This is a genomic window from Paenibacillus sp. FSL H7-0735 (genome assembly GCF_038008505.1).
GTDB lineage: Bacteria > Bacillota > Bacilli > Paenibacillales > Paenibacillaceae > Paenibacillus_AQ > Paenibacillus_AQ odorifer.
Window position 1 is genome coordinate 4557253 of the sequence record NZ_JBBOZH010000001.1, and the last position, 22603, is coordinate 4579855.

Sequence of the window (22603 nt, forward strand, 5' to 3'; positions counted from 1 at the left end):
AGTGCTACCCCTGCTTCTTGTTCTCACCCACTCGGAATCTCATCCGTGAACCGCACTTTTCACAATACAGCAAGCCTGACAAAGGAAAAATGTTACGCCTTGAATTGGGATTCAACATGCGATTCTTAAGCAGCCGCTCCATAATCGCTTCATGTTCTTCCGGCGTTTTCAGCTTTTCATGTGTTCCCATGACTTTAATCCGCTCTTCTTCGGGAACCAATTCCACCTGTCCACGTTTGGAACGGGTTTTACCATAAGTAATGTAACCCAAATGGATTTCGCTTGCCAGCAACCGTTGAACCGTAATATTTGACCAGCCCTTGCTCTTTCCATCCGGCTTAATGTTGTATGGCGTGGGTATCTTGTTATTCGTCAACCAAATGGCGATATGTCCCAAGTTTGTTCCATTAAGATATTTCTCTACAATCGCTCGGTAAATTGGACGCTTCGTCTCATCGACCAGTACCGACCTTGTGTTCTTATCATAATAGTTTGGAAACGGTGGCTTTCCATTTGTCCACATGCCTTTTTTCGCCCCAGCCTCTTTGCCCTACTTCATTCTTCGCTTAATCGTTTTATATTCTATTCGGGCAAAAATGGACATGAAATCAAAGGATACATCGTCATTGTCTATTTCCAGATCGTATATCTTGTTTGGTGTGATAATGACCGTTTCTGAGTTAAAAACGGATCTTTTATGAGTGCCCAATCCTTATTTTCTCCACGCCCTAAACGGTCAATATCCATGACCACTACCCCATAATAAAGCTGGAATTCAACATGTCGAAGAAACTTCTGCATTTCCTTACGGGACTCGATCTTTTCACCTGAGGCCACTTTTTCATATAGCCTATAAGTCCAATTTCGATTCTCGACCAAGGTCAGAAGGGTATCCCTATGCTTCGAGAGAACGTCTTCAAACTTACCATCATCCCGTGATTTTCTTAAATAAACGGCTACGTGTTTAATTGTTTTACTTTCCATAATAGTTTCTACTCCAAACCTGTTAAATTTTTGCTGCCTTTCAAGTAGAATGTTGAGCATTTTTGATGACACATCATCGAATATGACAACTGTAAAATTTTGGAGGCATAATTCATGAAGAAATGTGAATATGTAATCAAAGAAGTTAATGAGCCATCTGGCAAAGCGTTGCGGCAATTTCATGAGCATGTGACCGAAATATTAAGCCATACTGTCCAAGCTGAAGCCGAGAAGACATACCACTCCCCAAGTGAATCATTCTACGCAAGACAGTCAGAAAAATTAACAAAATAAAAACAAGCCGGAGCACATGACCAATCCATGCTCCGACTTGTTCTATTTCAGGTTATTTTGAATGAATTCCCGTTCCAACTTTTTCAGATACTTAAGCGAATTCTCGAAGGAATACAGGTACATGGAGCGAAGCATCCTCAGCTTTTCGGCTGAGCCGTCCGCAATCACTTGCTTAATGGCCGGTGCAGAATCTTACTAAACATAATGTTTTATTTTTATAATCTAGGTCTTATAAACCACAGTCCCATTGTACTGTAACATGGTAGAAGATGTAGCACGATATTTCCATGATTCAACGCAAAAAACTTCTAATCAATACTGAGCCGCTGAAGCTTCTTTGAATAATTGATTCACCCAAACATCCCATCAATGAAAAGTCAAATATCCCATACGGAGGGAAATTCGCTTATTTATTTATTTATTTATTTATTTATTTATTTATTTATTTGTTTGTTTGTTTGTTTGTTTGTTTACTTAAATGCCCATAACTTCAAGCGTACCAACTCTTCTTACAACTTAAAGTTTCGGAGCGGCTTTCCGTACCGTACCAAAACATGCCATAAGAGTTTTAATTCTTGAAGTACTTCTTTTTCGGTTCCTCGGTCCCGCCATGCTGAAGGATCATGCTTTAAGTGCATAGCAGCAGATCCAATCATGCTCGCATCAATATAACCGTGATGAGCAATACGCTTAGCCAAGGAGGGCATCGTAGGCCCTCTAAAATCTGAAGGCACTTCGTCTACCCACATCGCGAATCCCATGTGCCAATAGAGTTGGATGGCATACTGTAAACATATTTGCTCCAGGACTTGCCCTGTTGGAGTACCCTTGAATGAAGGATCGGCAACTAAGATTTCCACATCTTCCTTTAGACGGATGTTTCCATGAACTTGCGCTTCAATATAGTGGTTAAGATTACGTTTAGCTTCACACTTTGAAGGGTCTGTAAACGGCATTGTGAGGTTGACCCGAAGATGGTCGACTAATTTTTGTGATTGAAGATCTTTTTCCCCTAGAGCGGAATCTCTTAAGAAAATCTCCTCTAGTAATGCCGCCATCATATCATCAAATTCTGCATATGTCCCTTTCTGTACAGGGTTTTGATGCGAATCCATATAGGTGTATGTACTGCGATAAGAAACCTCAGGGGACAGGAGGAAATAGCAGGAGCCAAAGCGCGGAGCTGGCCCATCCGAATGAAGCATCAAATCAAGAGCGCCATATTTAGGGCGTTCGCTATTCGAAGCACCCTCTTGTTGGTATGCCCCTCCAAATAGTCTTTCCTCCCACAAATCACGTGGACCACCAGAATAGGCTGATACACTACCACTGGATAACAAGGTCTCAAATTGGCTCTTGTACACGCCTTGCTCCAATAGCGCCTCTGCAACACTTTTCTTTACCGGATCTAGTCGATCTGGATGGAAATGTAGAGCAATCTTCGCCTGTGACTTTATTTTGACCACAGCATCTTCAAACTCTTCCCGATCCACATTAGACATTTGAAGAATTTCATGGATAGTCTGAACTGCTTCACTTTTTCGAGTTCGCGCGTAATTCGTAACATATTCTAAAGCCGATAATTGTGACTCCGATAGTTCCTCAGTGAACTGAGACTCTCTTATTTTATTGGCATTTGCATCGCCTTTCCACTCCATTGCTTATTCACTCCTTTCTAGACCCAGTCCATAAGAAAAGAGACTTGAGTTCTCCTCTCACTGTATCAAACGCTTCTTCACTTGAAACTTCATATCCTTGCAACCGCGGATTCCGATAACTTTACGTGGATCTGGAATGATATAAATTCAAGATCGAATGGTGATGGCTTGAACATCGTATGCGCGTTATGCGTAATCTTCCTTTTTCGCAGGAGTAATCAACTCGATTTGCTCGTAAGGTGCGGGACTCAAAACAAATACCATTCAGTTAACCGTCAGTGTCACAACCACTCAACCATTATTAGAGCGTCTCAGCCAATTTCTGAATCTTTGAGTGAGAAATTAAATATACATTGCCTATAATGTCGATTTTGCTGTCCTTCACACGTACAGCACCATCTTTGTCTGCCGCCACATAAATATCCATTTTATTCGATAAAGGGAAACGCTCCTCAATCATCGCGGTGTTATCATGATCAAAATGAGCTTCAAAAGAAAAGTGATTAAGAGCCATACCTTCACAAACAGTGCATTCATCCACATATTCATCAGACATGTTCATCCCACCAGCACTTGTTCCCATTACAACAGCATTGCTTTTTTTAATCAAATCCGATAATTCATATTCCGTCAAAAGGTGCTTTTGGTCCCGAGCGGTTCCACCACATAAAAAAACGACAGAGGCGTTTTGAATTAATCGCTGGGCATCTTCCTTCTGCGTGCGGTCATCAATGAAATGATATTCATCAAAATAAATGTTAGCCTGATTAAACCATGTCCTTTCAAAAACACTATCAATATTAACTTGTTCATCACTAAAATCAGACGATTCAGCGCTAATCATAACGAGCGATTTTCTGTCTGTTATATCCTCATGCAACACATTGACTAATTTCTCAGAAAAACCCTTATCATAAAACCAATCTAAGTAATAGTGAGTTTTCATCCGTAATTACCTCCATATGTAATATTTAAATTTATCCATTATGTTTATCAAAATCCATAGTGCCAGACAAGATAAAAATGTCTATAGTAATATAAATTTAGAGGCATAATCAAGGTTTTTTATCTGCGCTTGATCCACACTAAGCTTATCCGGAGTGGAAATGGGCCGCGTATTTTTGTTCTGCACCGATTATCTTCATTCCTTTTATACCATGGATATCGTACCATATAATGGAATTCAATAAATCTTACAAATTGATTAAAACAAAAAAATCCCAGCCTCACTAGTTCCTTCGATGAACAGCAAAAAGACTTACTCGAGGTATCGCTCCCTTCAAGTAAGTCTTTATTTCTAAAGTTATAAAGATACTAGTCCCTTAAACGAAAACATACTCCCCATCACCAATCCGAATCGTCTTCTCTTTCAGCTCTAACGAATCCGTTTCAAAAACCACCTGCTTGAATTGGTTCTCGTCTCCTTGCACGAAAGCAAATGATCTATCGCCAATCTTAAGGCTGAAGGTATCATTCTCTGACTTCGTAACAGGCAGTCCGAATATGGTTCCCCAATGGTTGGCTGCAGCTTCAGGATCGGAGACATGAAATACAGCACGGACGATTTCGACTTCTCCCGCAGGATGAGGCTTAATGACTCCAGATGATGTTAATCTTTCCACTCGCTCTGTATCCGTTCCGCTCCATTGAATGATGAATGGATAGACCAGTCCCCCAAAGTCACCAGCAATGGTCATCATCCGCCACTCTATTAATCTGCCCTCGTTATCTAGACGCTTACCATCGATAATTGGAGATAATGATAAGCCTGCTGCTTCCAGGGAAGCCGCTACTTCTTCAATATCATCCGTCCGGATGACTACTCTACTTAGAACTTCATGTTCTGGTAAAAGTTCAACTGCATCTTTCACCACTAGATTATGTTCAGTTGCCTTTGCCAGCTCAAGATTCTCAATGCCCAGAAACTCGAGATAGGTTAGCCCAAAGTAACTTAAGGCATTATAGGTTCCCCAATCTTTATGAGATCCTCCTTTAAAAGCAACCAATCCATGAGCTCCAAAGATCTCAACCGGTTTGGCCAAATCATTGACATAGTGAACTAAATGATCCCATTTCATCGTTGCCATGATTACTTCACTCCCAGCTCAGTAGTACGTTTTACGGCTGCCAGAACACTTCTTTGCAGGCCCGCTGCGAAATCACTGTTGTTTAATTCGTACAAGCCATGCATGCCGACACCGCCAGGTGAATTATTAATATCCAGCAGCTGTCTTGGATGCAGGCCTGTCTGCTGCAGCATTGCTACCGATCCCATCATATTCTCCAATGCAACCTTCCAGGCTTGCTCACGCGGCAGTCCGGCAAGTACACCTGCATCCACGAGAGATTCAATGAAATAATAGATATAGTTAGGACCCGCCACACCAAATCCAGTGAAAACATCCATTAACGCCTCATCCAGATATTGTACTTTTCCAAAGCCAAGTAAGAAATGCTCCACTTGATCACGAGTAGCATAAGCATTTAACGCTACACCACTATATCCATATCCTGTATCGGTTAAAGTATTGGGGATAACCCGGATAATGGACCGTTCAGCTCCAAAATACCCAGCTAATTGATCATTCGTCACACCCGCCACAATCGATACGATAGCGGCAGAAGCTGTAGCGAATTGTTGTACGATTTGACCAAGTGTAGTTAAATCATCCTGTGGACGAACTGCCACTACTATTACATCTGCTGTAGACAGGTTATGCTCTTGTGAACTCTCCGTATCTACACCATATTTGGTATTCAAAAACTGCAGCCGCGCTTCATTAATATCCGATACACTAATTTGATTTACAGACAAGGTGTTATTCGCTATACATGCGCGGATGATCGCTTCCGCCATCTGTCCGCCACCAATAAAATGAATCTTTTCTTTGGTCACTCCGTTCACTTCCTTAATTAATTGTTGTCCCAAGCTTCAGGTAGAATGAAACCATCATATTTTTCTAATCCATGAATATATTCTTCAAACTCTTTGGATTCATAAGCAGCTTTCAAATCTTTAGCCCACTGTGAATTTTCATCCTTTTTATTAACCGATACGATAATTCTGTGTTCCATAGGTGTGTTTTCTATTTTCAAAGCATCCGTAATCTTTCTGTCCGAATTGGCAATATAATTACCGTTTACAACGCCATAATCAACATCTTGAAGGGAGACAAGGATTTGAGCTGGGTCCAGTATTTTAATATCAATATTATATTTATCCGGTTCCATACTATTAATATTGAAATCCGCTACGCCCGCCCCTTCTTTAATTTTGACCCAACCCAATTCTTCCAGAATACGTAGTGCACGCTCTTGGTTTACCGGATCGTTCGGAACAGCTACGGTTGTACCGTCTTTAACATCGTCTAGCGTGGTATGATTTACAGAATAAAGACCTTGTGGAGCACCTGGAACATAAGCAATTCCGACCATATCTGCATTGATTTCTTCGTTAATAGCCTCCATATAAGCTGTACTTTGGAATATGCTTGCGTCAATGGAGCCTTCCTTCATTGCTGGATTGACCTGCATGTTTTGCGAGAAGGTTTTAATGTCAACGGAATACCCTTGTTTCTCTAGAATCGGTAGAATCGATTGGCGGAATTGTTCCTCATAGGTTCCGACACCAAATCCAACGGTAAGTTTTTTCTTATCTCCAGAATCCCCCGCCTCTTTATTGCCACAAGCCGTCAACACTGCAAGAACACCTATCATCATCACTAACATTAACTTTTTCATACTTACTTCCCCTATTCCAATATAGATTTTTTAAATTGTGCCAACGCCTCATCCGTCACATTGAGTGGGATTGCGCAATTTGGAGATAGAATAAACGGCTGGTCTTTCATTAACTTTAATGCATCTTCAGCCTGCTGCTTGATTTGGGCAATATCGTTTACCGCAAACAACCCATGATCGACTCCCCCCACTTTAGTAGCTTTGAGATTTGCCTCTAACCCTGGATTCCCCTCGGCTATCGTATCCCAACTGATCCCATCAATCCGATAATCGTTGAACTTCTCAGGCTGGGCGTAAGCTCCACAAGTATGAAGAATGTTTTTTCCATAGCTTGCTGCTTCTAACACAATAGAATCATAAGGTCTGGACAGCTCATCAAACATTGCTTCATCAAATAATCCTGGGTGAGCTGTGCCCGTCACTGCGTAGAACAAACCGTCAGAGCCCGCTTGCTGTAACTCTTGTACATAATCGGCTAAAGTTAAGGAAATCGCATGTAGCGCATGGTGTGCTGCCGCTCGATGTTCTTTAAACAAGGATTCCAAAGTTACCGGGTGCTCAATACCAAACACCGTTTTAGTAACGTAAGCAGAACGTCCTACAATAAATAGCAGCACTGTTAATGGTGAAAATACCGTCTGGATTAGTGGGGTATCTGGTAACCCTTGGCGAATTTTTCTAACCGCATCTAAATGCTCTGCCAAAGGGGCTGACTGGACTGCCTTTTTAACGTCGATATCCCACAGACTAGCCGCTGTTGGAATAGCCGTCGTTTGCTGTCTCGGAAATACGGTCTGATAATCCGTAAAATCGTATTGATTCCCCCAAGCTTCCGCCAGATAAGTCGCTCTTGGATTAATCTTGACCCAATCCCAATCATATTTTTTCGTAAAAGAAATCGTAGTTTCTGCTAAATCATCTGCAGTTTGTTCTTTGTCGATAAAATGGCGCCAACCACTTCCGATTGGACGATCCGCCCGTTCTCCTGATAATAATGCGTTAAAACGATCTTGCTTACTCCATTCACTCATCTGTCGAGTCCCTCCCAGAATATGTAGTAACTAGTAACGGCGAATTTTTCTTGCTAGCGTGTTGCCTAAAGATTGAATCCCTTGCACTAAAATAATGAGGATAATCACGGTGGCTACTACGACAACAGTGTCAAAGCGTTGGTATCCATATACGATCGCCAAGTCTCCCACGCCGCCTCCCCCTACCGTTCCAGCCATTGCAGTTGCACCTATCAGACCAATCGTCGCTGTTGTAAGAGACAGGATTAAGGATCCAACCGCCTCTGGCAATAAAAAGTACCAAATGACTTGAAAAGGAGTGGCTCCCATCGCCTCAGCGGCTTCAAGGATTCCCGGATTCACTTCAAGCAGTGAGTTCTCTACCAACCGCCCTATATAAGGTGCGATATAGATAATCAAGGGTACGATCGCTGCGCTTGTCCCAATTGAAGTATGAACAATCAATCGTGTGAAAGGCACAATCGCAACCAGTAAAATAATAAAAGGCAATGAGCGAATGATGTTGATAATCGGATTTAGTACGGCGTAAAGCGCTTTGTTCTCCAAAACCCCACCCGGACGAGTGATGACAAGCAATATCCCAAATGGGATCCCAATCAGGGAGCCAACAAACAAGGAGAACCCTACCATTTGAATTGTTTCTATAATCGCCTGCAGAAATTGATCACCTGTTACTGTGGTCGAAAACATTAGATTCTACCTCCTCTACACCGACTCCATTTCTTGTTAAGAAAGATAATGCATTGTTAATCTCTGCTGCCTCACCATCGAATTGAATGATCACTGTTCCCAGTGTTGTTTCTTGAATTTCCGTCGTATTCGCAAATAAAATATTGACCTTTATATCGCAGGAGCGAATCATTTCAAACAGGATAGGCTCGGAGGCACTTGCTCCCACAAAATTAAGCTTGTACAGCTGACTTCCGGGTTCTGTTTTGATAGATTTCCGCACGCTAGAGGTCATGCTATTTTGAATAACCGTCTTCACGAAATTTTGCGTGGTCAGATGTTTTGGACTTCCGAATACATCTAGAACGCTTCCTTGCTCAATAATCCGGCCTTCTTCCATGACCGCTACCTTGTTACAAATCTCTTGAATCACGGACATTTCATGTGTAATGATCATCACGGTAATGTTGTATTCAGCATTGATTTTTTTTAATAGCTGTAAGATAGAATGTGTGGTCTGTGGATCTAAGGCAGAGGTCGCTTCGTCACATAAAAGGATAGACGGATTCGAGGCAAGCGCTCTGGCAATCCCGACACGTTGCTTCTGACCACCTGATAACTCACTCGGGTAACTCCCCGCTTTGTCACTTAATCCAACAAACTCTAGCAGCTCCATTACCCGTTGGCGGATTTCATTTTTATTCTTTTTTAGGAGAACTAGAGGGATCGCCACATTATCAAAAACTTTTTTAGATTCTAATAGATTAAAATGTTGAAAAATCATTCCGATATTTTTCTTAGCGGTACGCAACTCTTTATCGTTGTATGTTCCCAAATCACGTCCAGCGACCATAACTTGTCCTTTGGTGGGTCTTTCCAAATAATTGACTAAACGAATTAATGTACTTTTCCCAGCACCGCTATAGCCGATAACCCCAAATATATCGCCTTTTTCGACCTTTAAATCAATCCCTTTAAGAGCATCAATAGTGGTCCCTTTCCGAGTGAACGATTTGTAAACATTCTTTAATTCAATCATTTCCATTCCCCTCAATCATATATAGGATTAAGCTTCCTCTTGCTGCTTCACCAGCGCTTGTTCTGCCAATAAAGCGAAATACTTAGCAGCTGGTAATATCGCAGCTTCATCAACATCGAAACGAGGGTGATGTAAGGGATAGGCTGGACCTGATCCTATATTCACAAAAGCACCCGGTATCTGTTGTAAATAAAAAGAGAAATCTTCTCCACCCATCTGTGGAGGAATATCATGTACTTCATAGCCGAAATCTGAGGCGATCTTTTTGGTAAAGTCCGCCCATTCCCCATGATTTATCGTTGCGGGTGGACCTGGATACCAATGTAACTGTGCCTCTGCCCCAGCTCCCGCAGCAATCCCTTCGATAAGACGAGTCATTTGTATCGGAATATTGCGGCGAATCTCTTCATTGTAAGTTCTTACTGTACCTTCTAATTCGACTTTTTCCGGCAATACATTCCATGTGAAGCCTCCATTAATTCGGGTAACACTTAACACTACTGGTTCCGTGGTGCTGTTTTGACGACTTACGATGGTTTGTAGAGCGGTAATGATTTGAGCCGCAGTTACAATCGTATCCACACCTTTTTCAGGATAAGCAGCATGAGCGCCGACACCTTTTATTGTAATTTCAAACCGGTCAACACCGGCTGTTAAAGCTCCTGTTCTTGTTCCAAAAGCTCCTGTAGGCAAGTCAGGTGAATTATGGAGACCAAATATAGCCGCCACATCCTGGAGTCCTCCCGAGGCTAAGACACTTTCCGCCCCATGCCCTGTTTCTTCCGCGGGTTGAAACAATACTCTAACCTTTCCAGGTAATTCACTTTCACGAGCCTTTAATAATAATGCAGCACCTAAAATAGTAGCCGTGTGAAAATCGTGACCACAGGCATGCATCTTTCCTGGGATCTCTGAGGCAAAGGACAATTCAGTTTGTTCCTCTATGGGAAGTGCATCAATATCACAACGAATGGCCACTATGGGTCCGTGACCCTGCCCGATCTCTGCGATGAGTCCTGTTTGTAAAGGCAAGTCAAGGATGTGAATATTGGCTTGGGTCAGCCATTCCCGTAATTTTGTTGTGGTTTTAAACTCTTCATACGCTAATTCAGGCTCACGATGCAGGTTTCTGCGAACCTCTATTAATTGATTAGCTAAAGTTTGCTCAACCTCATTTAGTGGTTTCATAGCTGATGTACTCCCCTTTCGTTATGCTTCCAGCTTTTCTTCAATCCCTTTGATGCGATCAAGCGCAGTCGATAGACTGCTTAAAATATGATCTTGCATGGCTTTTTCAGCACCATCTTCATTTTTAGCAGCGATCATTTGTAAAATAAGATCATGTTCTTCATCCGCTTGTGTGTTCCAATCCCCATGCATAGAGACGAATCGACAATAACGAAGCGAATGATCTCTTAATTGATTCAGAACCTTCTCGAAGGTTTTAAGTTCACTGATTTCTGATAAATAATCATGGAACTCAAATCCATAAGTAACAAAATTCTGATTATCACCAAGCTGGAACGAGTGTTTCATTTTTGTAATCATCGTCGTTAAATTCACAATATCTTTCTCTGTGGCATGCTTAGCTGCACTTCTTGCAATATAGCCTTCAAGCATGCTGCGAATAAGAAATATTTCTTCAACCTCTTTAAGGGTTACTGAAGCTACCCGCAGTCTTCCATTTGGCTGTCGAACCAGAAAATCCTCGTTCTCCAGTCTCTGTATCGCCTCTCTTAGAGGTGTGCGGCTGACTCCGAGCAAGGCCGCCAAATTTTCTTCATTTACAGGTTGATTCGGTTCAAACTCGCTATCAATAATTTTTTGTTTTAATTCATAGTAGGTATTATCCTTTGATAACCTTCGTGATCGTATCGCCATTTCTATACTGCTCCTCATCGATAATCTATGGGGTCCGAACCCCAATAATATATTTGTATAATTGTATACAATTATTAGTTAAGGATTGATTAGTTAGTTACATTCCCTTCCATACCGTTCAAGCTTTTTTATACTATATTCCAATTATTCCACCTAGTCAAGTAGGAATTAAAAATCAACCTAATCCCCTCTTTTCAACACAAAAAAACCCTACAACTCCCAGGGGTCGTAGAGCTATTTTTGGATATATAAATTTCAGAATTAGAAAGAAATAATTCCCGAGGTATGCAGCAGCACTAGGAACACTAGGATCGGCGCCACATAACGGAGCATAAACAGCCAAACACGGAACCAGCGCGCCTGTAGTCCAGCGGCTTCCGCTGCACCTTTCCAGAAATAACCGGCGAAGATGGTAATCAGCAGACCTCCAAGCGGCAGCATAATGTTAGAGGTGATAAAATCCAGCCCATCAAATAGAGATTTGCCACCAATCGTTAGCTCCGGGAACATTCCCAGTGACATCGCTAAAGGAATACTAAGAAGGAAACAGATCAGCGTCAAAATCCAAACCGAACGTTTCCGGCTCCAATTCCAGCGCTCCATTGTGAAGGATACAGGCACTTCAAGCAGCGATACAGCTGAGGTTAGAGCAGCAATCGCCAGCAAGATAAAGAACAAACCGCCGAAGAGCGCACCAAAAGGCATAGCCGAGAAAGCGGCTGGCAAAGCGATAAAAATCAGCGAAGGCCCCTGATCAGGAGCAATACCAAATGAGAACGTCGTCGGAAAAATAATTAAGCCTGCGATAAAAGCATATAACAAATCTCCTGCACCGATTGCGATGGCAGCGGTACCCAGCGATTGCTTTTTATCAACATAAGATCCGTAAGTAAGGAGAATCCCCATCCCGAGCGATAATGAAAAGAAAGCATGTCCCAATGCAACTAGCGCAGATTCCGCTGTCAACACTGAAAAGTCCGGTTTTAGGAAAAAGGATACCCCTGCGGATGCACCCGGTAAGGTTACCGCACGAATCATTAACACTACAAGGAGTACGACCATACCAGGAATTAATACTTTGTTAAATTTCTCAATCCCGCCTGATACGCCAAGGATGACTACACCCGCCGTAATCAGAATGGCTATCCCCTGCCAAACGATTGGCATATATCCAGAGACAAACGAATTGAATTCGCCTGCATAATCAGTAGTGCTGAATAGTTGTCCATTAAAAGCAATCATCGAATAGTTCAGCGTCCAGCCAGCAACAATAATATAAAAGGAGAGAATTAGAAACGGCGCAAGCACCTGCAACATTCCAGCTGCAAACCAACTCTTCCCGCCTCCAGCCCGCATAAAAGAGGTCGCCGCACTACCACGCCCGCTGCGTCCGATAGCCAGTTCTGCCAACAGCACCGGTAACCCTATCAGCACTAAACAGACGATGAAAAGAAGGAAAAAAGCTGCCCCCCCATTTTCTCCTGTAATATAAGGAAACTTCCACATATTCCCTAGCCCAACCGAGCTGCCGATGGCGGCAAAAATAAAGCCCGCGGAAGAGAAACGTTCCTCCTTCTCCGAGAGAAGATTTTTGTTACCCTTAATTTGATTCATTATAACGCCCCGTTTTCTTTTTTAGACCTCATTATAGCTTAAGTAACAAAGCACGTCATATGGAAATTTTCTGACTATTCTTATAACTACTCAAATTCTCTGTTTGTAAACGCTTATATTGTTTATTCAGTCACTGAATCTTACGAAGAATTATACTACTAACTCCCCTTTCTCATTATATCCACTAATGTCGTGCCTCATTGCTTCAATGAAACGAATTGTCTATATCCTGACGATATCTTTTAACAAAAAAGGCTCCCACTAAGGGAGCCTTTTCTAAACATTATTTGCGGACAGAGAGAATGAACCTCTCAAGCTTAGCTGTATCGGTTATGCTCCGATTACATTCCTGATTATCCAAACATACGTATTGACCCACAGCAGAAATATTATCCGGCGAAACGTTCACATTCTTGGTCTTAACATAAAAGAATGCAAGCTCTTGATGCCGATTGCAGAACATGCAGTACCCTTTTTTGTGCGTTGGTGTAATTCTACCCTCTATACCAATGAACTGTCCTTCGTACGGATAGATAATGAATAATTTATTACTGGCAATATCTATCCAACTCAAATACGTTATGTTGCGATAGTCGATGAGTTGTAGATCAGGTACTTTCAGTTTCTTATTCTTAGGGAATAGCTTCTGAATCTGCTTCAGCGTAATCGTCGGATATGACTCTAGGTATGGTTCTAATTCACTAAGATATCTCTGGAAATCTTCTGCAGTTTCGAAGGTCGATATTTGTTCCAGCATCTGCTTGTGATTCTCCGTAAGAGAAGGAAATGCCTCAATAATGTTCGTAGCAGCACTATATCTTACAGTCTCCAAGACTCTGCGATCCGCAACGGTTCGCAGGGTATGCAGAACAAATTTCGTTTGTTTCTTAATTAAGTTATATTGATGGTTTCTAATAAATGGTGTACACATCGCTTTTCAGCCCCTTATTTATATTAAAAGTTCATAAGGTGCAAAGCCCATTTATAGAAACGATAAAATTAAGTTGGGCGATATATCCATCCATCGCACCTCACGCAAAGTATCGCCCTATATTAGGCTTTGCGTGAGGAACTTCTAGCTAATGGGCATTTCAACATTAGCACTGTACCACCTCCGAGCATATTTCATGCCAAAAGTATAGCACCGTATTTTAGAAGGCGCAATTCATCTCGGGTGTCTATTTTTCATGCCATACCTACAAAAAAAGGGAGCTACATGGACTAGTCCAGTAACTCCCTCTTTTTTGATTATTCTTTTACAGCGCCCACTACGATCCCTGTTACAAAATAACGTTGCAGGAATGGATAAACCAACAATATTGGTAGCGCACTTATGAAAATCTGTGAAGCCCGTATGGTCCGTTGAGACAAGTTAGCTACAGCTGACGGATCAAGCTTGGACATATCTGCCTGAACGATAATGGTCTGCATAAACGTCGCCAGCGGCAGCTTATCCGAATCTCTGATATAGATTATACCGTCAAAATAAGAGTTCCAATGACCCACCATCATGAATAGAGAAACCGTTGCAATGACTGGTAAGGAGACTGGTAAATATATTTTCAAAAAGGTCTTAAAATGTCCTGCCCCATCAATAAAGGCTGCTTCCTCAAGGTCCTTAGGTACACCACGGAAGAAGTTCAGCAGCAAAATGATGTTAAATACGGCTACCAATCCAGGTAGGATAAGTGCCATCAAAGAATTCATCAGCCCGAGCTTTAGAATCAGGATATATCCCGGAATCAGACCCCCACTGAACAGCATGGTTACGACAAAATACCAAAGATAGATATTACGCGCCCGGAAAACTCTAGTTTCCTTAGAAAGAGCATAGGCTGCAACCGTATTTACTACCAGTGCAAGTGCTGTTCCTAGTATTGTCCGCTCTACCGACACCCACAGGGATGTAAGAAAATTAGTGTTGTTAAAAGTTTTTGCATAGGCCTCCAAAGTAAAGCCAATTGGCCAAAAGGTGACCAATCCAGCATTGGCTGGGGCGGACGCACTAAGAGATACCATGAGTAAGTGATACAATGGCAGCAAGCAGAGCACCGAAAGGATAGTTAGGAGCACATTGTTGAATATGCTAAATATTCGATATGGAAGGGTTTTATGGTACATTTGTTGTCATCCTTTCTAGAAAATTCTGTACCCTGCAAATCTATAGGCAAGTCGGTATGAAATAACGATTAGAATTAAACTAATTGCCGATTTAAAAAGATTAACTGCGGTCGCAAAGCTGAATTGTCCGCTCAGAAGACCTTCTCTGTACACAAAGGTATCAATGATATCCCCTTGTTGATAGATCAAAGGACTATATAGGTTAAATACCTGGTCAAAGTTGGCGTTTAATACATTGCCCAGTGCCAAGGTCGCAATTACAATAGCAATTGGAATAAGTGCTGGTATGGTAATATACATCGTTTGCTTCCAGCGACCTGCCCCATCCACTTCAGCAGCTTCATAAAGTGATGGATTAATGCCGGATAGCGCAGCTAGGAAAATGATCGTGTTGAAACCAAATTCTTTCCAAACATCACTGGCTATGATGGTAAATCGGAACCAGTTGCCGTCCCCTAGAAAAAAGATCGGTTTTATGCCGAAAACGGACGAAATAAACTGATTGACGATCCCTGTTTGTGCTAGGATATCGATCAGAATTCCTGAAAGGGTAACCCAAGACAAGAAATGCGGTAGATAGACGAGTGTTTGAATAGATCTTTTAAGACCCATATTCCTTACCTCATTGAGCAACAAGGCGAATATAAAAGGAATAATCAGGTTCAAAACAATTTTGGAGCAAGCAAAAAACAGTGTATTCCAAGTAATTTGCAGGAAATAATCGTTCTCCCACATGTACCTGAAATGCTTAAGTCCGACCCATTCGGAATCAAAAAATCCTAATGCAGGCTTATAATCCTGAAATGCCATGAGTATTCCTGACATGGGGATATAAGAAAAAATAAAAACCATAATTGCCGCCGGTAATACCATGAAGTGGAGCACCCATGGTTGTTTATAGCCTTTTTTTCTTTTTCTTTTTATACTTGGTTTATTTTCCAGGCCTACCTGCTGTATTGAATTAGCCTCCATAGCTCTCTCCTGTTCCCAAAAAAATATTTTGTGTGTGATGGGGATCTCTGCTATAAATAGTATCAGGCGTTTCTCAGGTTTGACTATATAACATTGTTAGGCTTGATATGGTTTTATTAGGACATCATCTGGAGGGTACATTTATGAATATTTGGAAGCGCTTTACATCCCTGAGAGAATTAACACAATCCCGGTTTAGTTTGTTTGCCAAAATAAACTGCCTCATCATACTCTTGTTCATCCCCATCATTATCATGTATACCTTTTCAAATAACGTCACCTACGATGTTGTGAGTAAAGAGCTGCAGGTGTCCAATACGAAGCAGCTCACTTTTCTGTCCAGTCAAATTGATTCACGTATTAATCAGATGATGGACTTCACCCTTATCCTTTCTAGAGATCCAAATGTCAGAGCCTTCAACGGATTAAACATTTGGGCTGATCGATATGATCAGATGCAAACCCGGTATGTCATTCAGGAAAAGATGGTGCTTCAATCCGGGGTTGCAGATATTTGGCCTGCCAGATATGCCGTACATTCACAGCAAAATAAAGATGTCATCTCCAACTACAATCGAGCATTTGGGTATGATGAGGATTACTTAAAAAGAAATATGAGTGGAAAATGGACGTATGGCGATCATAGCTTGGAATCTAAAGACGAGCTAAAATCCTTCTACTGGTTCTATACAGATTCCTTAGCTCAGCCGGGGATGTTGACGGGAAGCAACTTGGTGATTGAAGCCAGCTTCAGTTATGAGAATATTCAGAACATGCTGGATACGTACAAGGAAGGTGGACAAGGTGATCCTTTTCTCTATCATAAAGGGAACTCTCCGATTCTGAATCGCAGTGCGGACAAGCAGTTATCTGAAGAACTCATTCGTTACCTGGATAAACACTCACCTGAGAACACTACGCAGGATGTGGTCAAACTCAATGGCAAGAACTACCTGGTCAGCTCTGTGAAGTCCTCCTATTTGGATTGGAATTTAATAGATGTTGTCCCTCTATATCAAATCCTAAAACCCATTTCGCTCAGTCAGGATTTGTTCTATATCTCGATGATTTTGCTGTTTGTTATGGGAATTTCCGCTTCCATATTACTATACAGAAATGTTCAGTACCCTATCAAAAAGCTAATTAAAGGCTTACGGCGCGTGCAGCGTGGAGATTATTCTGTACGTCTTCATAACGAGGGCCGGAACGAGTTTTCGTTTCTATTCCATCGCTTTAATGATATGTCCCATCAAATTCAAGACCTGATAGAGAATGTGTTCAATGAGAAAATCCGTGCCCGCGAAGCTACACTTAAGCAACTGCAGGCGCAAATCAATCCGCATTTCCTCTATAACTGCCTTGGTTATATTATCAATATGGCCCAGATGAAGGATGAGGACGCTGTTGTCTCAATGGCTTATAATTTAAGTGCTTACTATCGTTATACTACCCGAATGGAACGGGAAACCGCGTCACTGGATGAAGAAATCAAGCTGCTCGTCAACTATTTGGATATTCAAAAGCTGCGCAATGCCAGAATTGATTATCATATCGAAATCCCTGAGAACATGTTAAGCCAGTCTGTGCCACGTTTAATGCTTCAGCCTATTGTGGAGAACTCAGTCATTCACGGAGTGGCCAAATCGTATTCATCGGGTGAGATTAGCATTAGTGGTGAAATTTCGAACGGCTTCTGCAAGATTTATATTGATGACGACGGGCCTGGCTTGAATCCGGAGCAGTTAGAAGCTTTGAATCGTAAAATGCAGGAGCCATTGCAGGAAGAAATGGGCTGTGGGCTCTGGAATACGAATCAGCGGATCATGCACCTGTTCGGTAATCAATCCTGTCTAACCTTTAAACCATCCCCTCTTGGAGGTTTCCGAACAGAGATTATCTGGGAAATCCCTACTGAGGATGAATATTCTAAATTTAAGAATCATCAAGGAGAATAACAACATGCAAATGATTATAGTAGACGATGAAGCGCACTGGGTAGATAATCTTGCCATGACTAAACCCTGGCATACGCTAGGAATTGAACAGGTGCATAAAGCGTATTCGGCACGTGAGGCGCTACAAATTATCGATACCAACCCGATTGATATTGTGATCTCGGATATCCAAATGCCCGAAATGACGGGAATTGAATTAATAGAGCGGATAAGAAAACGTGATAAAAAGATTAAATGCATTATTTTATCAGGCCATTCGGAGTTCGATTATGCCAAAAAAGCACTCCAGCATAATGCAGTCGATTATTTGCTTAAGCCACCTACCGATGATGAAATCATCGGTGCAGTCAAAACTGCCATCGAGCAATTGAACACAGAATGGGAACTTATCAGTTCGCTTAAACGAACCCAGTTTACCCTACGGGAAAATCTGCCGCTTTTACGTGGTCAACTGCTGCTTGATGCCTTGCAAGGTCATCAATTTCAAGCTGGCGAATGGGAACGGAAGCTCGTAAATTATGATTTGCCCTTCCATTCTGGCGATTGCGCTTTGATGCTTGTACGCATGGAAGAAGAATTTAGCCATTATAACAATAATGATCAAACCTTAATTGAATATGCCATCATCAATATGGCTGAAGAGATTATGGGTGAATTCATGCAGGTCTGGGGCGTTAAAGAAGAACATGGATATCTTGTGTTTCTGCTTCAGCTTAAAGAGAAAGGATCCGACATCGGCAAAGAAACCATCCTAGAAAAGCTTTCTTTACAGCTTCAGTATAAGGTTAAGCAATTTCTGAAAGGTTCCCTGTCCATAGTAATCACAGAGTGGTTCCAGTTTCCCGAGAAGGTGTCGAGCCGTTTCCGTCAGGCTACAGCTTATTTCCGGCAGATCGTGGGAGACGAGCGCGAATTCGTAATGCGGGTCAGCGAATTTGAACCTTCCACTACCCAAGGACCTTTGGATGCCCTTTACACCCCGCCGACACTAATTCACCTGCTTGAAAGTGGGCATTGGGATGCTGCGGAAGAGAAATTACTCGCTGTCTGCGCGGAGCTGGATGAGAAATGGTCTGAATCGTGGGAGCATTGCATGGAGGCCGGTTTTTTAATCACTGCATCCTTCACGAATCTCGCACACCGAAATGGACATACTCTAGCTAACTTAGTGGGAGACGATCTCGGTTGGTTGCAAAGCGGTGAAGCGTTCTCGACCATCGGTAAACTTAGAAAATGGTCCCTCAGCATCCTGAGCAAATTGAAAGAGGGAACGTCTAACGAAATTAAAGACATCAGGTCTGAATATGTGAAAAAGATTCAAGATTTCACAGACAAAAACCTGCATTTAGATGTTTCATTACGGGTTCTGGCTGACCATGTAAACCTCCATCCGACTCATTTATCAAAAATTTATAAGATTGAAACGGGTGAAGGAATAAGCGATTATATCTCGCGCCTGCGCATGGATCGGGCCTGCCATAAGCTGAAAACCACTTCTAAAAAAGTCTATGAAATCAGCATGGAGATTGGCTATATGGACCCTGCTTATTTTATAAAAGTATTCAAACGACAGTTCGGAGTAACACCGCAGGAATATCGAGACAATAATAAATAGCATGATAGAGTCCTATCGAAACTAAAAATCTCATATAGATGCCATCCCCGACTAGTTGTTAAAGTTACACTTGTAAAGATCATACACAGTAGGGGGAATTAAAGAATGATCAAGTTCAAAAAAATGTGGTCGTTGTTAACGGTCACAGCACTTATCACACTCACAGCCTGCGGCAGTGGCGGCGGAAATAATGAAAACGCCAAACAAAACAATACCACATCGTCTGAGACTAGTTTATCTGAAGCAGATGCTGCTTTTGAAAAAGGTAAATACGATCCACCCATCGAGTTCAGTTCGGTATTGATGCCGAAGAAATATGTTCAAGGCGATACAAAAGAGAACAATGTTCACGATCGCTGGATGCTGGAAACACTGGGCATGAAGCATAAAGATACTTGGTATCCTGCCAATGACGATCAATACAGACAAAAGCTTCAGCTTGCCATTGCTTCTGGCGAAAAGCTGCCTGACTTCGTTTCTGTACCAACCAATGCAGTGTTGACCAATCAACTGATTGATTCCGGTCAGTTCATTGCTATTGATGAGTTGTTTGACAAGTATGCTAATAAAATTCTAAAAGATCATGCTGCAGCACACCCAGAACTTTGGTATCCATTCACAAAAGACGGTAAGAAATACAATATGCCGATCCTTGAATATACCGATAATGACGATACCCTTCTCTGGTTACGGGAAGATTGGATGGAAAAGCTGAACCTTCAAGCTCCAAAAACAATCGCCGATCTTGAGATCATTATGGACAAATTCAAGAACGAAAACCCTGACGGTCTAGCACCTAAAGATGTTTTCCCACTTGCGATTTCTTTGAAAAACAATACAAACACCTGGATGGGCCAACTCGACTGGTTATTCGGTGCTTATGGTACGATTGAGGAACAATGGAATAAAGATGCCGATGGCAATCTAGAATACGGTTCCATTAATCCTGGTGCTAAACAAGCCCTTGCTAAGCTTAGTGAGTGGATGGAAAAAGGTTATATTCACACAGACTCCGCACTTTGGGATGAAGGTAAATCTGCTGAAAGCTGGACAAAAGGCGCCGCAGGTATTCTACCAGGGGCAAACTGGGTTCCAGACTGGCCGGCTCCCGATCTTATGAAAAATGTACCTGGAGCGAAGATCAAAGCTTATCCGGTTCCAGCAGGTCCAGACGGACTCATCGGTACCAAATGGCAGAACTCTGGGGTAAACGCTAGTATCATGATTAACAAAGATGCTAAGCACCCTGAAGCAATTTTCTTATACTACAACTACTTGCTTGATAACCTAGCTAATCCTGCAGCTGGTAGTGAATTTGAATACGGCTTTGCTAAAGGCTACGATTGGGACATGATTGATGGAAAGCCTACTAGTGATAAAGAGAAGATTAAAGACTTCTCCAATGAGTTTCCTTTCTTAACTGGACCGGCTCGTATTCCTGATCTGTTCATGAAGACATTGGTTAAACTTGCTGATGGTGAAACACCTGTAACTCCTTATGAAAAACAAATGGCTGAGTTCCGTAAACCGGAAAACTGGGCCGCTGCAAAAGTTGTTATGTCGCAAATAGACATTCGTAGACAGAACTATTTCACTGGTGCTGCGACACCAACGATGGTATCCAAATGGAATCTGCTTCGTCAATCCGAAATGGAAACCTTCAACAAAATCATTTACGGCAAGCTTCCAGTAGATGCCTTTGACTCCTTTGTTTCCAACTGGAAAGCAAATGGTGGTGACCAAATCACCAAAGAAGTTAACGAATGGTTCAAGTCTGTATCCACCAAATAGACTAAAGTAAATAAAACAAGCCGGAGCGTGTTCCTTACGCTCCGGCTTGTTTTTTTATGAATTCATCATTAACTTTCGCCCGCTAGAATCCCTTTCAAATACCCCGTCAACTCTTTTGCCGCTTGTTCATGAGCTAATGCTCCCGGATGACTTCTTGCCCCTATGGTCTCATCCGTCATATTTGGAAGCTGCAACACTGAAACCTGCTTGTCCCCTGTTTTCTTGCTATAAACATCGACCGCTCGGTAGATCGCCGGCATCATGGGGATACCAAGCATCCCGTATGCCCATACGAGATGTGCATGTTGATTATTTTTTCTAAGCTTCATCAGAAATTTCTCGGCGGCATCGACAAAAGCTTGTATATCATCCTCATGATAGGTCCCGTCTTCATTTAAGCGTTGTTTATGGCTTTCCCCTGTTACCTCATCTTTCCATTCTGGCGATTGAAAAGCGCCCCCATCATTTGTTCCTAGATTAACTACCACAACATCTGGCTGCCAGGATTCAAAAGAGTGTTCTTGAAAAGCTCCTAAAGCTTCGTTTTTTGCTCCAGTTAGAAGACCACAAACCTGTTCATAACCATCAGGGATATTACCGTGCGGATTATTATCCCAGCTAGTAAGGACGCCCCAGCCACTTTGAGAAATAACTCTATATTCTGCATTTAAAGCATCTGCCGTCATGCTAGTATAGTTGTTAATGGCACTAAACCACATTGGAATCCAGTCTTCTTCAGCCTTGGCACCTATACTTCCTTCACCGGATGTTATACTGTCACCTATGAACTCTATCTTGTGGGGTTTGTCCGCAACCGGCAGAAATTTCCCATCCATCTTCACCGCATGTATCTGCAAAGAGCAGCCAGGGTCTCCACTCATTGCCTGCACATCTTTTACAATACGTACATTTTTCACAACACGTTCATTCATGCCTCTAAATACACAAATCCAATACCGGCCTGCTACTAACATTTGTCTGCTAACAGGAACAGAATTGATCAGGATGCTAATCCAAGGTTCATAAACATCATAATCTGCTTCTACTTCAAGCCATAGCTCAGAACTTTTAACATTTAATTCGACCGCACTGCCTGTCCAAAATAACGTTAGTGGAGAAAGTAAACCTGTTGTTCTGCCGTGAATTTTCAGATGTTCGATATCAGCTAATGTATGTACCTTTAAGTTTGTATTCTGCTTCATAAAATCCCTCCTAAATTACCACTAGAATCCTAATCT

The 22603-nt window shown here is 42.0% G+C and carries 21 protein-coding genes; 4 read left to right on the forward strand and 17 right to left on the reverse strand.

Going from position 1 to position 22603, the window contains the following annotated elements; genetic code table 11:
- Positions 1-4: 4 nt before the first annotated feature.
- Together NSS82_RS20735 and NSS82_RS20740 are read right to left on the reverse strand one after the other, a co-directional pair.
- Complete coding sequence (locus NSS82_RS20735; RefSeq protein WP_038572039.1) at positions 5-523, reverse strand: recombinase family protein; 519 nt, start codon at positions 521-523, stop codon at positions 5-7.
- 107 nt (positions 524-630) lie between these two features.
- Positions 631-984, reverse strand: coding sequence for a recombinase family protein (locus tag NSS82_RS20740; protein WP_178944155.1), 354 nt, complete (start codon positions 982-984; stop codon positions 631-633).
- A 114-nt stretch (positions 985-1098) separates the two neighbouring features.
- Here NSS82_RS20740 and NSS82_RS20745 point away from each other — a divergent pair, with 114 nt between their 5' ends.
- Positions 1099-1278: a hypothetical protein gene (locus NSS82_RS20745; RefSeq protein ID WP_038572043.1), complete on the forward strand. Its 180-nt coding sequence runs from the start codon at positions 1099-1101 to the stop codon at positions 1276-1278.
- Between the two features lie 509 nt (positions 1279-1787).
- On the opposite strand, the gene NSS82_RS20750 is transcribed toward NSS82_RS20745, so the two are convergent.
- From NSS82_RS20750 to NSS82_RS20815, 14 genes are all read right to left on the reverse strand, one after another.
- On the reverse strand, positions 1788-2936 hold the full coding sequence (locus tag NSS82_RS20750; protein ID WP_076106406.1) for a DUF3626 domain-containing protein: 1149 nt from the start codon (positions 2934-2936) through the stop codon (positions 1788-1790).
- 301 nt (positions 2937-3237) lie between these two features.
- Positions 3238-3882 (reverse strand): Type 1 glutamine amidotransferase-like domain-containing protein, encoded by a 645-nt coding sequence (locus tag NSS82_RS20755; RefSeq protein WP_076106408.1) that lies wholly within the window; start codon positions 3880-3882, stop codon positions 3238-3240.
- A 376-nt stretch (positions 3883-4258) separates the two neighbouring features.
- On the reverse strand, positions 4259-5023 hold the full coding sequence (locus tag NSS82_RS20760) for a VOC family protein (protein WP_076106410.1): 765 nt from the start codon (positions 5021-5023) through the stop codon (positions 4259-4261).
- A 2-nt stretch (positions 5024-5025) separates the two neighbouring features.
- On the reverse strand, positions 5026-5832 hold the full coding sequence (gene proC / locus NSS82_RS20765) for a pyrroline-5-carboxylate reductase (RefSeq protein ID WP_076106412.1): 807 nt from the start codon (positions 5830-5832) through the stop codon (positions 5026-5028).
- Positions 5833-5849: 17 nt separating this feature from the next.
- Positions 5850-6677, reverse strand: a complete 828-nt coding sequence (locus NSS82_RS20770; protein WP_036688665.1) for a MetQ/NlpA family ABC transporter substrate-binding protein — start codon at positions 6675-6677, stop codon at positions 5850-5852.
- Between the two features lie 11 nt (positions 6678-6688).
- Positions 6689-7708, reverse strand: coding sequence for a uroporphyrinogen decarboxylase family protein (locus NSS82_RS20775; RefSeq protein ID WP_036688667.1), 1020 nt, complete (start codon positions 7706-7708; stop codon positions 6689-6691).
- Positions 7709-7738: 30 nt separating this feature from the next.
- Positions 7739-8398 carry a methionine ABC transporter permease gene (locus tag NSS82_RS20780; protein WP_036688669.1) on the reverse strand — a complete coding sequence of 220 codons (660 nt, stop codon included), beginning with the start codon at positions 8396-8398 and terminating at the stop codon, positions 7739-7741.
- Positions 8373-9416: a methionine ABC transporter ATP-binding protein gene (locus NSS82_RS20785; RefSeq protein WP_036688670.1), complete on the reverse strand. Its 1044-nt coding sequence runs from the start codon at positions 9414-9416 to the stop codon at positions 8373-8375. The genes NSS82_RS20780 and NSS82_RS20785 overlap by 26 nt, the downstream gene beginning before the upstream one ends.
- A 27-nt stretch (positions 9417-9443) precedes the next feature.
- The gene (locus NSS82_RS20790; protein ID WP_076106414.1) at positions 9444-10604 is read right to left on the reverse strand and encodes an amidohydrolase; all 1161 of its coding nucleotides are present in this window, start codon (positions 10602-10604) and stop codon (positions 9444-9446) included.
- Between the two features lie 21 nt (positions 10605-10625).
- The gene (locus NSS82_RS20795; RefSeq protein WP_052097124.1) at positions 10626-11297 is read right to left on the reverse strand and encodes a GntR family transcriptional regulator; all 672 of its coding nucleotides are present in this window, start codon (positions 11295-11297) and stop codon (positions 10626-10628) included.
- A gap of 261 nt (positions 11298-11558) precedes the next feature.
- Complete coding sequence (locus NSS82_RS20800) at positions 11559-12911, reverse strand: sodium-dependent transporter (RefSeq protein ID WP_036688675.1); 1353 nt, start codon at positions 12909-12911, stop codon at positions 11559-11561.
- A gap of 283 nt (positions 12912-13194) precedes the next feature.
- Positions 13195-13842, reverse strand: a complete 648-nt coding sequence (locus NSS82_RS20805) for a FusB/FusC family EF-G-binding protein (RefSeq protein ID WP_036688678.1) — start codon at positions 13840-13842, stop codon at positions 13195-13197.
- Positions 13843-14159: 317 nt separating this feature from the next.
- The gene (locus NSS82_RS20810) at positions 14160-15032 is read right to left on the reverse strand and encodes a carbohydrate ABC transporter permease (RefSeq protein WP_036688680.1); all 873 of its coding nucleotides are present in this window, start codon (positions 15030-15032) and stop codon (positions 14160-14162) included.
- A 15-nt stretch (positions 15033-15047) separates the two neighbouring features.
- Positions 15048-16004, reverse strand: coding sequence for an ABC transporter permease (locus NSS82_RS20815; protein ID WP_036688682.1), 957 nt, complete (start codon positions 16002-16004; stop codon positions 15048-15050).
- 143 nt (positions 16005-16147) lie between these two features.
- Here NSS82_RS20815 and NSS82_RS20820 point away from each other — a divergent pair, with 143 nt between their 5' ends.
- The 3 genes from NSS82_RS20820 to NSS82_RS20830 all read left to right on the forward strand — a co-directional run bounded on the left by NSS82_RS20820 (position 16148) and on the right by NSS82_RS20830 (position 21365).
- A complete protein-coding gene (locus tag NSS82_RS20820) occupies positions 16148-17959 on the forward strand; it encodes a sensor histidine kinase (RefSeq protein ID WP_036688684.1) in 1812 nt (603 codons plus the stop codon).
- Positions 17960-17963: 4 nt separating this feature from the next.
- A complete protein-coding gene (locus NSS82_RS20825; protein WP_036688687.1) occupies positions 17964-19574 on the forward strand; it encodes a response regulator transcription factor in 1611 nt (536 codons plus the stop codon).
- Positions 19575-19679: 105 nt separating this feature from the next.
- On the forward strand, positions 19680-21365 hold the full coding sequence (locus NSS82_RS20830) for an ABC transporter substrate-binding protein (protein WP_036688689.1): 1686 nt from the start codon (positions 19680-19682) through the stop codon (positions 21363-21365).
- A gap of 68 nt (positions 21366-21433) precedes the next feature.
- On the opposite strand, the gene NSS82_RS20835 is transcribed toward NSS82_RS20830, so the two are convergent.
- On the reverse strand, positions 21434-22567 hold the full coding sequence (locus NSS82_RS20835) for an SGNH/GDSL hydrolase family protein (protein WP_076106416.1): 1134 nt from the start codon (positions 22565-22567) through the stop codon (positions 21434-21436).
- Positions 22568-22603 lie beyond the last annotated feature (36 nt).

Bases quoted from the DNA above. Each gene is read 5' to 3' on its own strand.
- NSS82_RS20835 (WP_076106416.1), bottom strand. From the start codon at position 22,567: ATGAAGCAGAATACAAACTTAAAGGTACATACATTAGCTGATATCGAA.
- NSS82_RS20825 (WP_036688687.1), top strand. From the start codon at position 17,964: ATGCAAATGATTATAGTAGACGATGAAGCGCACTGGGTAGATAATCTT.
- NSS82_RS20780 (WP_036688669.1), bottom strand. From the start codon at position 8,398: ATGTTTTCGACCACAGTAACAGGTGATCAATTTCTGCAGGCGATTATA.
- NSS82_RS20830 (WP_036688689.1), top strand. From the start codon at position 19,680: ATGATCAAGTTCAAAAAAATGTGGTCGTTGTTAACGGTCACAGCACTT.
- NSS82_RS20790 (WP_076106414.1), bottom strand. From the start codon at position 10,604: ATGAAACCACTAAATGAGGTTGAGCAAACTTTAGCTAATCAATTAATA.
- NSS82_RS20760 (WP_076106410.1), bottom strand. From the start codon at position 5,023: ATGGCAACGATGAAATGGGATCATTTAGTTCACTATGTCAATGATTTG.
- NSS82_RS20755 (WP_076106408.1), bottom strand. From the start codon at position 3,882: ATGAAAACTCACTATTACTTAGATTGGTTTTATGATAAGGGTTTTTCT.
- NSS82_RS20795 (WP_052097124.1), bottom strand. From the start codon at position 11,297: ATGGCGATACGATCACGAAGGTTATCAAAGGATAATACCTACTATGAA.
- NSS82_RS20770 (WP_036688665.1), bottom strand. From the start codon at position 6,677: ATGAAAAAGTTAATGTTAGTGATGATGATAGGTGTTCTTGCAGTGTTG.
- NSS82_RS20815 (WP_036688682.1), bottom strand. From the start codon at position 16,004: ATGGAGGCTAATTCAATACAGCAGGTAGGCCTGGAAAATAAACCAAGT.
- NSS82_RS20745 (WP_038572043.1), top strand. From the start codon at position 1,099: ATGAAGAAATGTGAATATGTAATCAAAGAAGTTAATGAGCCATCTGGC.
- NSS82_RS20785 (WP_036688670.1), bottom strand. From the start codon at position 9,416: ATGATTGAATTAAAGAATGTTTACAAATCGTTCACTCGGAAAGGGACC.
- NSS82_RS20740 (WP_178944155.1), bottom strand. From the start codon at position 984: ATGGAAAGTAAAACAATTAAACACGTAGCCGTTTATTTAAGAAAATCA.
- NSS82_RS20820 (WP_036688684.1), top strand. From the start codon at position 16,148: ATGAATATTTGGAAGCGCTTTACATCCCTGAGAGAATTAACACAATCC.
- NSS82_RS20810 (WP_036688680.1), bottom strand. From the start codon at position 15,032: ATGTACCATAAAACCCTTCCATATCGAATATTTAGCATATTCAACAAT.
- NSS82_RS20735 (WP_038572039.1), bottom strand. From the start codon at position 523: ATGTGGACAAATGGAAAGCCACCGTTTCCAAACTATTATGATAAGAAC.
- NSS82_RS20750 (WP_076106406.1), bottom strand. From the start codon at position 2,936: ATGGAGTGGAAAGGCGATGCAAATGCCAATAAAATAAGAGAGTCTCAG.
- NSS82_RS20805 (WP_036688678.1), bottom strand. From the start codon at position 13,842: ATGTGTACACCATTTATTAGAAACCATCAATATAACTTAATTAAGAAA.
- NSS82_RS20775 (WP_036688667.1), bottom strand. From the start codon at position 7,708: ATGAGTGAATGGAGTAAGCAAGATCGTTTTAACGCATTATTATCAGGA.
- NSS82_RS20800 (WP_036688675.1), bottom strand. From the start codon at position 12,911: ATGAATCAAATTAAGGGTAACAAAAATCTTCTCTCGGAGAAGGAGGAA.